Raw genomic sequence first — 9,341 nt, forward strand, 5'->3', positions numbered from 1 at the left:
GCGCAGAACGGCGGCGAACCACTCGTGCTGCGTAGCCAGTGGCGCGTGCATGAGCCGCCAGGCGTCCTGGCGCAACGCCGTCAGCTTGCGCGTCAGGCGTTTCCCTTCCGTCTTGTGCTTCACGATGAACCGGCCATCTCGGGTCCGCCCGCAGTAGTGGGTGAAGCCGAGGAAGGCGAAGGTCTCGGGTCGCCGCTCGCCGCGCCGCTGACGCGAGAGGGCCGCGAACCGGCCAAACTCGATCAGCCGCGTCTTGTTCTCATGGAGCGTCAGGCCGAAGCTGGCCAGCCGCGCCTTGAGGGCCAAGAGCATTTCCTGCGCATCTGCCTTGCTCTCGAATCCCATGACGAAGTCGTCCGCATAGCGCACGGTCACAATGCGACCGCGTGCATGGCGACGACGCCATTGGTGGACCCAGAGATCGAGGATGTAGTGCAGGAAGATGTTGGCAAGGAGCGGGCTGATGCCTACCCCTTGCGGCGTGCCCCTGTCCGTCTCTTGCTTCTCGCCGCTCTCAAGAACGCCGGCCCGCAGCCACAGCCCGATGAGCCGCAAGATGCGAGGATCGGCGATCCTGTGCGCCACCATCCGCAGCAGCCACTCGTGGTCGACCGAGTCGAAGAAGCTACGTATGTCGTCATCGAGCACCCAGTTGACGCGCTGGCTCATGATCGCCGTATGCAGGGCATCAAGCGCCATATGAGGATTCCGCCCCGGCCGGAAGCCGTAGGAGAACCCGAGGAAGTCGGCCTCGTAGACGGCGCTCAACACCTCGGCCACCGCGCTTTGGACGATCTTGTCCTCTAGCGCCGGCACACCGAGAGGCCGCTTACCGCCATCGGCTTTGGGGATGTAGACTCGCCGCACCGGCTGTGGCCGGTAGCGACCAGTGTGGACCCGTGCGCAGAGGTCGCGGATGTTATCCGTGAGCCCCTCTTCGTACTTCGCCACCGTTACCCCATCGACCCCCGCGCTGGCCTGCCGCTTTTGTCGTCGAAACGCCCGAAGCAGAGCGTCCTCGTCGATGTGGCGCAGCAAGGCCGTGAACCGGGTTTGGGCAGCCTGCTTGGCCGCCGCGTTCACCCGCTCGAGGTTCGGCGGCAAGGCAACCCGGCTCTGTGTCCGGACCTGGCCTTCTCGCGCGGGCTCCCCTCGGGCTGGCCCCTTCCCTCCACACTTCTCGTTTCCTTCGACGATTTCACAGGTACTATGGACCAGTCCGACTCCCGACCTCAGCTCGGACCGTGGCTCTGGCAGTGCCTTGCCGCTGTCCCCCACTGGAGACCAATCCAATGGACTCGGTCGGGCCTCTCATGTTCCGATGATTGCCTTCCATGCGTGATGCGGCCATCGACCCCGACGGAGCGGCATCGTCTCGCGTAACGACGATGCTCATGCTGCCTTCGTGACTAGGGAACACACTCGGCCTCCGCGAACATCCACCTTTCGAGGCTCATTCCCGCACCCCGCATGGCTCCTGTCTACACTTCAGACCCCGCGTTGCCGCGACGCCCGCAAGACTCGGTCCCGGCTTGCCTGCTTCGGCTTTGGCCGGATGGGACTTGCACCCACAAGCAATCATCAGCTTGGCATGACGTACTCCCCCGGCGTGGCCGGTGAAGGCCGCCTTGCCGAATGAGGCGTGTTGTTGAGTACTGTCCTTATGGACATGTGTGGACGCCCCCAGTGATGCAAGAAGAATCTTTGGAATGAGCAAGGAGCGCGGTCGGGTGCTGACATGTGTCCGGCCTCTTATGCGGCCGTTGTGTGCCGCCGGCCCGTATGGGAGTTCGCGGAGCGGGTCCAATTCAGTGATGCGCGCTCGAGGCGCGTGTCCATAACCTGGTTTTCCCGATCCCGTCTCTGACCGTTGCGCCATACTCTCCGTTCGACCTTCTCGCACCGCGGGCGGTGGTGGGCCCAGCCCGCCAGTGGTGAAGCTAGCTCGCCATAGCCGGAGCTCGATACGTTCCGCCTCTTGCCATCAATGCCCAGACTATGCGCGCCATCTTGTTGGCAAGCGCCACAGTCACCAGCATGGGTGGCTTACGATTCAACATGTTCATGAGCCATGGGTTAGAAGAGCCCTTGCGCTTTGCCCATCGCACCGCAGCACTTGCGCCGATGATCAGTAGTCTGCGTAGTGTTCGCTCACCCATTCGAGAGGTCTCACCAAGCTTCTGCTTTCCCCCGGTTGAGCGCTGCAGCGGTGTTAGACCGAGCCAAGCTGCAAAATCGCGGCCCTTCTCGAAGGCCTGAGCAGTCGGGGCTAACGCAACAAGCGCTGTCGCGGTAACAGGCCCTATCCCGGGAATGGTCATCAATCGCTTGGCTTCCGTATCCGCTTTAACACGGTGTGCGAGTTCTCGGTCTAAATGGGCGATCTTCTCATCCAGGGACTGCAACTGGTCGACGAGCAATTGTAGGATCGATTGGGCCATCGCGGGGGTATCTGCTATCCTACCCAGGAGTTTGGCGACGTGACAGGGGCCCTTTGCGACGACGATCCCGAACTCAGCCAGATGGCCTCGTATTGCATTGATGATTTGGGTTCGTTGGCGAACCAGAAGATCGCGAGCACGAAATACCAGAGACGCTGCCTGTTGCTCTTCTGTTTTTATTGCTACGAAGCGCATGGTTGGCCGCTGTGCGGCTTCACAGATCGCTTCCGCATCGGCTGCGTCGTTCTTTTGCCGCTTCACAAACGGCTTGACGTAAGCCGGTGCAATGAGGCGAATCTGATGCCCCAATTTTGCGATCTCTCGCCCCCAATGATGGCTGCTCGCGCAGGCTTCCATGGCAACCGTAGAGGCCGGCTGGGTGGCGAAAAACTTGAGTACCTGATCTCGTCGCAGCTTCTTGCGGAAGATCACGGCTCCTGAAACGCTCGAGCCATGTACCTGAAACACGTGTTTCGCAAGATCCAACCCAATTGTACCAACTCCTGACATGGGAACCTCCGTTTCGAATGATGCACGCCGCCACCTTGCCACAGGGGAAGCTGTGAGGGGCGTCCACCCCATCAGCGATAGGCGCAGGTGCCCAAGTCGAACGGCTCGAGGTGGTTGACACGGGCCGGCGGCGGCGCTGGTCCGAGGATAGAAGCTGAAGATCGTCCTGGAGAGCCTACAGGCGCCGCGCCAGGTTGCGGCAACAGCGCGGCGGTATGGCGTTTCGCGCTCGTTGCTGTTGCGATGGCGACGGTCGTTTCGGCCTGAGCCGAAGGATGCCGCCCAACCTGGCTTCGTACCGGCGATGGTGGTCGCGGAATCAGGGCCGACGCCTTATCCAGTCGCGGCGGCCAGCAGCGGCGGGTCGATCGAGATCGAGTTTGCTGCCGGGGCTCGGATGCGGATCACGGGTACGGTCGACGCGGCGACGCTGAAGGCCGCCGTGGCGGCGCTGGCAGATGGACGCCTGCGGTGATCCCCATTGCCTCGGGCGTACGGGTGCGGATTGCGACCGGCCATACCGATATGCGTCGCGGCATGAACTCGCTGGCTTTGCTGGTGCAGGAAGCGTTCACACGAGACCCGCACGGTGGTGACCTCTATCTGTTCCGTGGCAAAAGCGGCAAGCTGATTAAGATCCTTTGGCATGATGGGCTGGGCATGTCGCTCTATGCCAAGCGGCTGGAGCGCGGCCGCTTTCTCTGGCCGTCGTCGGCTGATGGCGTGGTGACGATCACCCCAGCCCAGCTTGGATACCTGCTGGAGGGCATCGACTGGCGTGTGCCGCAACACACGTGGCGTCCGCAGGCGGCCGGCTGATCGCTGGGATTTGAATCGGTGGCATGATCAGCGGTTCGGACAGAGATCGCGTCTTGTGATTCTCTGGTCGGCGATGGGCGCTGATGATTCTCTCCCCGACGATGTGACCACGCTGCAGGCGATGCTGCGCGCCGAACGAGCGGCCCGGTTGGCCGCGGAGGCAGAAGCCCAAGCGGGGACATTGCTGATCGAGAAGCTCAAGCTCACGATCAAGAAGCTCCGGCACGAGCAGTTCGGGCAGTCCTCAGAGCGAGGGGCATTGCTGGACCAGCTCGAGCTACAGCTCGCCGATCTGGAAGAGAATGTCGTGCAAGCTGAGACCGCGGCGCAAATGGCAACGGAGAAGATCGCGGTGCCATCGTTCGAGCGTCGCAAGCCAGCCCGCCGGCCCCTGCCGGAGTATTTGCCGCGGGAGCGCATTATCTATCCGGTGCCTGCCATCTGCCCATGCTGTGGCGACAGTCGATTGCGCAAGATTGGCGAGGACTTGACCGAGACGCTGGAGCTCGTTCCGCGCCGGTGGAAGGTGATCCAGCACGTGCGCGAGAAGCTCGTCTGCCGGGCCTGCGAAGCGATTACCCAGCCGCCGGCTCCCTCGCATCCGATTGCGCGCGGGCGTGCAGGGCCCAAGTTGCTGGCCCATGTTCTGTTTGCCAAGTACGGCCTGCACCTGCCGCTTCATCGCCAGAGCGACGTCTACCAGCGTGAAGGCATCGACCTCGACGTATCGACGCTCGCGGACTGGGTAGGTACCTCCGCGGCAACCCTGATGCCTTTGGTCGATGCGATCCGGAACCACGTCTTCGCAGCCGAGCGCATCCACGCGGATGACACCACGGTGCCGGTCCTGGCCAAGGGCAAGACCCGGACCGGCCGGCTCTGGACCTACGTGCGCGACGACCGTCCGTTTGCCGGGCCAGATCCGCCAGCGGCCGTGTTCTTCTACTCGCCGGACCGTGGTGGTGACCATCCCGAGCAGCATTTGGCGAGGTATGCCGGACTGATGCAGGCCGACGCCGACGCCGGCTTTGGCAGGCTCTATGAGGCCAATCGCAAGGGCGGCCCGATCATCGAGGCTGCATGCCGAGTAGGCGGGGATGTCGCCATCCCCGCCCCTCACAGACCCGGACGAGCGGATTTCCCGCATCCGGTTCTTCACGCGTAAGCTTCGCTCAGGGGACGGCATATTGGTGGACGATCTTGGCTGACGGCAGCGGGTATCGCGCGAGCATGGCCCGGAAGCGCGACCACGACAGATTGCTGTGGCCGCCACGCCGTGCGAGCCATTTCTTCCATATCCGCGTGAGCTGGTGGTGATACCATCTGATCCGTCGGCCGTTTCCGGAGATGCCGTAGTAGGCGCAGTGCCCCCGGAACACCCGCGACAAGTGGGCGTGCTGTTCCCGGAATGGACGATGCAGGTTGACCCGACACCACTCCATCAGGGAAGCCAGCGCGCGAGCATTACGGTCTTTTGCCGTCGTCTGTCGGACGACATTCTTACCCTTCCTCGATTGACCCCACACATGGGTGAAGCCAAGGAAGTTAAATGTGGTCCCCGCCGTCGCAGGATGACGCCCTTCCGGGCGTTTGAACCGGAAGTCTACGAAGCGGGTCTTGGTCGGATGGAGTTGAAGGCCGTACCGCCCGAGCCGCTTACCCATATAGCGCGACAATCTGGCTGGGAAGCGCGCGACAATCAGGATGGCGAGTCGGTGTCGCGGCGAGGTGATGATTGCCGCGATGATTGTCGCGCGCAAGAGTTTTGTTGAACTCTGATTGTCGCGGAGCGTCAATCAGCGGCGGTTTTAGGTGTCGCGTGCGATGGCGGCCGTCCGGGACCGCGTTTTCGTTCGAGGGCGGTCCGCCTGCGATAGCTCTCGACGTTCATCTCGACGATGGTGGCCTGGTGAACGAGGCGATCGATGGCGGCGAGGGTCATAGCGGGGTCCGGGAAGACCCTGTTCCATTCGCCAAAGGGCTGATTGGCGGTGATCAGCATCGAGCGCCGTTCGTAGCGAGCACTGATGAGCTCGAACAGCACGCTGGTCTCGGCCTGGTCCTTGGTGACGTAGGCGAGGTCATCGAGGATCAGCAGATCGAAGCGATCGAGGCGGTTGATGGCGGCCTCGAGGTTGAGCTCGCGCCGCGCCACCTGGAGTTTCTGGACGAGATCGGTGGTGCGGGTGAAGAGGACGCGCCATCCGTTCTCGATCAGGGCCAGGCCGAGGGCTGCCGCCAAGTGACTCTTTCCGCCGCCGGGCGGACCGAACAGGAGTAGATTGGCGCCCTTGCCCAACCAGCCGTCGCCAGCGGCGAGCGCGGTGACTTGCGCCTTTGAGATCATCGGCACAGCCTCGAAGTCGAAGTTGTCGAAGGACTTTCCGGTGGGCAGCCGCGCCTCGACGAGATGGCGCTCGATGCGACGGCGGCCGCGTTCGGCGATCTCGTGCTCGGCGATGACGGCGAGGAAGCGGGCCGCCGGCCAACCTTCTTTGTCGGACTGTTCGGCGAACTGTGGCCACAGCACCTTGATGGCGGGCAGCCGCAGCTCGTTGAGCAACAGATTGAGGCGCGCGGTGTCGAGTGTGTTGGTCGTGTTCATGCGGCGTCTCCGATCTGGCTGGCGCCGATGAGGCACTCATAGCTGGCGAGCGGGGCAAGCTGCACCATGACCTGCGGCACGCAGGCAGGATCGGGCGCGAAGTGGGCGCGCAGCTGTCCGAGGTCGGGCAGTTGGCCGGCGTCCAGGTCGGCAGCGAGCTGACCGGCGAGTTCGGCCTCGCAGCCGCGCTCGTGCGCCAGCGCCAGCAGATCGACCATGAGCCGGCAGGCTTTCCTGTCCGGTAGCCGTTCGCGCAAGCGATCGAAGGTTCGGCGATAGGCCTCGCGCGGGAACAGCCGATCACGGTAGACGAGATTGAGCAGCGCCATTGGCTTGCGCCGCAAGGAATGGATCACGTGCCGATAATCGACGACCTGGTCGTGCTTGCCGTTGGGATGCGGCCGCCCACGCGGCAGGGTGACGAGATGGGTACCGCCGACGAACACGTCGAGACGATCGTCATAAAGGCGCACGCGCAGCTGGTGGCCGATCAGGCGTGACGGCACGGTGTAGAACACCTTGCGCAAGGTGAAGCCGCCGCTTGACGTCACGCGGACAATCACCTCCTCGTAGTCCGAGGTGCGGCGATCTGGCAACGCCTGCAGGGTGGCGCGCTCGTGGTCGATCCGCTTGGCGTTGCGGGCATTGCGGCGGCTGACGATCTCGTCGATGAAGCCGCGGTAGGCGGCGAGATCATCGAAGTCGGCAGTGCCGCGCAATAGCAGCGCATCGGCGATCGTCCGCTTGAGATGGCCATGCGAGCTCTCGATCGCCCCGTTCTCATGGGCGATGCCGCGATTGTTGCGGGAAGGCCGCATGCCGTAATGGGCGCAGAGGTCCTCGTACCGCCGCGTCAGATCGTCCCTCGCATTGCGATCGAGATTGCAGAAGGCGGCCGACAGGCTGTCGGTCCGATGTTCCCGCGGTGCCCCACCGAGCGACCACAGGGCATTCTGCAGCCCTTCGGCCAATGCGACGAAGCTCTCGCCGCCGAGCACGACGTGGGCATGCTCAAACCCGCAATAGGCCAACCGGAAGTGATAGAGGCGATGATCGAGCGGCATGCCCGCGATGGTGACCCCAAGCTCGCCCATGTCGGTGAAGTCGGACAGGCCGACCTGGCCCACTTCGTGGGTCTGGCGGAAGATGACCTCCTGCTCCTCGCCGTGGATTGCCCGCCAGGCGTGGATCCGGCGCTCCAGCGTGCGGCGGATTCCAGCCCCAAGCTCGGGGTGGCGGCGTAACATCTCCTCGAAGATCGCGACAGCCCGCACGCCGGGGGCCGCCTTCAACATCGGCACGACCTCGGTCTCAAACACACTGGCCAACGGGTCCGGTCGGCGCCGGCCGCGGGCTCCCTTCTTCTGCGATGGGAGCCCTCGATCCTTCTCGAAGCGATACGCGGTCGAGGTACTGAACGACGCCTTGGCGGCGGCCACAGGCAGGGTATCGGTCTGACGGTACTTCATGTAGAGCCTCATCTGGTGATCGGTGATGTGTCGGCCTGGCAAGCGAGTGATTCCTCTTGGCGGAAGAACCACTTGCATAACCAGCCGGCCGCGATCACCAGACGGCGCGGTCCCCTGTGGATCGCGCCGTCGCCGGGCTCGTAACTCCGGTCGGGCTACGCCCTCCCTGCGTCACGAGCCCGGCGACGCTCTCTCATCCTGATTGACGCTCCGCTTCCATCCTGATTGCCGCGCGGCATACCCAACACATTCAGCAATCGCTTGCCGGACAGGTGGTCCTCGAAGGCGATCACCGCGTCATCAGCGTATCGAACCAATTGGCACCGCCCCTTGAGCCGCGGTCGCGCCACCCGCTCGAACCATTCATCCAGCACATGGTGTAGATAGATGTTTGCAAGCAGTGGCGAGATCACGCCGCCTTGGGGCGTTCCACCAGTCGAACGGCGCAGGACGCCCTTTTCGAGCACCCCCGCCTTCAGCCATTTGTCAATCATCCTCCGGATGACGCCGTCTGTGACACGCTGATCGAGGAATCGGCGTAGGTGCGCGTGATCGATGGTGTCGAAGTATTTCGAGACATCGACGTCCACCTACCCAGCGCCGCCCTTGCTCCATGAACCCATTGCGCAGGGCGCGTAGGGCATCATGGGCCGATCGTCCCGGTCGGAAGCCGTACGAGCACGGCAAGAAGTCCGTCTCGTAAATCGACTCCAGCAGCAGGAGAATCGCCCGCTGCGCCACCTTGTCCTCCAGTGTCGGGATGCCCAGTGGCCGTTCGGTGCCATCCGCTTTCGGGATGTAGTGCCGTCGCACCGGCGGCGCGATGTAACGGCCGGATTTGATGCGCGCTAGGAGATCATCAAGATTGACCTCCAAGTTCGCCTCATAGTCCGTCGCCATCATGCCGCCGACGCCGGGCGCTCCATCCTTGCGCGTCAGGCGATAGGCTTCGAGCATCCATTCACGGTTGATCAGGTGATGCAGCGAGGTCAGCACCCGCTCGGGATGTTGCCTCGCCAGATCGGCTATCCATTGTCGTTTCGTGGACAGGTTTGTGGGACTCAGCGTTCCGTCCCGTGTTTCTCGTCACTGGGTCTTAACGCGTGACGGCTCCCTTCCCTCCAGCGGGTCCAGGTGAGCCCAATTCCCCGCCTTTCTCGGTACTACGAAGCCGTTACGACTTCCCACCGCGCATGTCCGTCAGCTTATGTCTTCGCCTCGGGATTCCCACATGCCTTGGTGTTTCGTGTTCGCGTACGCGCGCCCGATGCTCGCCAAGTCGGTCATCGGGCCTGGAGCTTTGTTGAGGCCGGTGCTCCACGCCGGCTTGCCATGTGGGCACGAACAGGATCTCTCAGGTTTCCTGGCGACCCATCCCGTATCTCTGCCCTGCTCAGAGACCCCGGCGGAACCGGTAAACCTGACCATAGCGGCTTTCCCGGTGCTGCCCCCGCACCCAACACGGCGAAGGCTTCAGCACGACCATGATTTCGAGGC

The 9,341-nt window shown here is 63.3% G+C and carries 9 protein-coding genes and 1 pseudogene; 3 read left to right on the forward strand and 7 right to left on the reverse strand.

The window, feature by feature from the left end; translation table 11 throughout:
- Positions 1 to 1,104, reverse strand: a 1,104-nt coding sequence (ltrA, locus tag BLV07_RS45150) for a group II intron reverse transcriptase/maturase (RefSeq protein ID WP_244551463.1), incomplete at its 3' end; no start/stop codon positions are given.
- 836 nt (positions 1,105 to 1,940) lie between these two features.
- Complete coding sequence (locus BLV07_RS45155; protein ID WP_091899060.1) at positions 1,941 to 2,951, reverse strand: IS110 family RNA-guided transposase; 1,011 nt, start codon at positions 2,949 to 2,951, stop codon at positions 1,941 to 1,943.
- 166 nt (positions 2,952 to 3,117) lie between these two features.
- Between BLV07_RS45155 and tnpA the strand changes: the two genes are divergently transcribed.
- The 3 genes and pseudogenes from tnpA to tnpC form a co-directional block, all read left to right on the forward strand.
- A complete protein-coding gene (gene tnpA, locus BLV07_RS50610) occupies positions 3,118 to 3,426 on the forward strand; it encodes an IS66-like element accessory protein TnpA (RefSeq protein WP_502690299.1) in 309 nt (102 codons plus the stop codon).
- Entirely contained in the window at positions 3,423 to 3,770 is a 348-nt protein-coding gene (gene tnpB, locus BLV07_RS45165) for an IS66 family insertion sequence element accessory protein TnpB (RefSeq protein WP_091899061.1), read from the forward strand. The genes tnpA and tnpB overlap by 4 nt, the downstream gene beginning before the upstream one ends.
- A 73-nt stretch (positions 3,771 to 3,843) precedes the next feature.
- Positions 3,844 to 4,854: pseudogene (gene tnpC / locus BLV07_RS45170) on the forward strand (IS66 family transposase); the annotation flags it as partial.
- A gap of 88 nt (positions 4,855 to 4,942) precedes the next feature.
- On the opposite strand, the gene BLV07_RS45175 reads toward tnpC, so the two are convergent.
- The 5 genes from BLV07_RS45175 to BLV07_RS50010 form a co-directional block, all read right to left on the reverse strand.
- Complete coding sequence (locus tag BLV07_RS45175; protein ID WP_176946194.1) at positions 4,943 to 5,566, reverse strand: RNA-dependent RNA polymerase family protein; 624 nt, start codon at positions 5,564 to 5,566, stop codon at positions 4,943 to 4,945.
- The gene (gene istB, locus BLV07_RS45180; RefSeq protein ID WP_210187869.1) at positions 5,563 to 6,375 is read right to left on the reverse strand and encodes an IS21-like element helper ATPase IstB; all 813 of its coding nucleotides are present in this window, start codon (positions 6,373 to 6,375) and stop codon (positions 5,563 to 5,565) included. The genes BLV07_RS45175 and istB overlap by 4 nt, the downstream gene beginning before the upstream one ends.
- Entirely contained in the window at positions 6,372 to 7,886 is a 1,515-nt protein-coding gene (istA, locus tag BLV07_RS45185; protein ID WP_502690298.1) for an IS21 family transposase, read from the reverse strand. Before istA ends, istB begins: the two co-directional genes overlap by 4 nt.
- 113 nt (positions 7,887 to 7,999) lie before the next feature.
- On the reverse strand, positions 8,000 to 8,434 hold the full coding sequence (locus BLV07_RS50005; RefSeq protein WP_283806604.1) for a reverse transcriptase domain-containing protein: 435 nt from the start codon (positions 8,432 to 8,434) through the stop codon (positions 8,000 to 8,002).
- Positions 8,331 to 8,840, reverse strand: a complete 510-nt coding sequence (locus tag BLV07_RS50010; RefSeq protein ID WP_283806606.1) for an RNA-dependent RNA polymerase family protein — start codon at positions 8,838 to 8,840, stop codon at positions 8,331 to 8,333. The genes BLV07_RS50005 and BLV07_RS50010 overlap by 104 nt, the downstream gene beginning before the upstream one ends.
- Between the last annotated feature and the right edge of the window lie 501 nt (positions 8,841 to 9,341).

It is taken from the genome of Bradyrhizobium sp. Rc2d (genome assembly GCF_900099855.1).
Taxonomy (GTDB): domain Bacteria; phylum Pseudomonadota; class Alphaproteobacteria; order Rhizobiales; family Xanthobacteraceae; genus Bradyrhizobium.

What these genes read in the sequence shown, in the direction of transcription:
- BLV07_RS45155 (WP_091899060.1), bottom strand. Translation starts at nt 2,951, where the DNA reads ATGTCAGGAGTTGGTACAATTGGGTTGGATCTTGCGAAACACGTGTTT.
- istB (WP_210187869.1), bottom strand. Translation starts at nt 6,375, where the DNA reads ATGAACACGACCAACACACTCGACACCGCGCGCCTCAATCTGTTGCTC.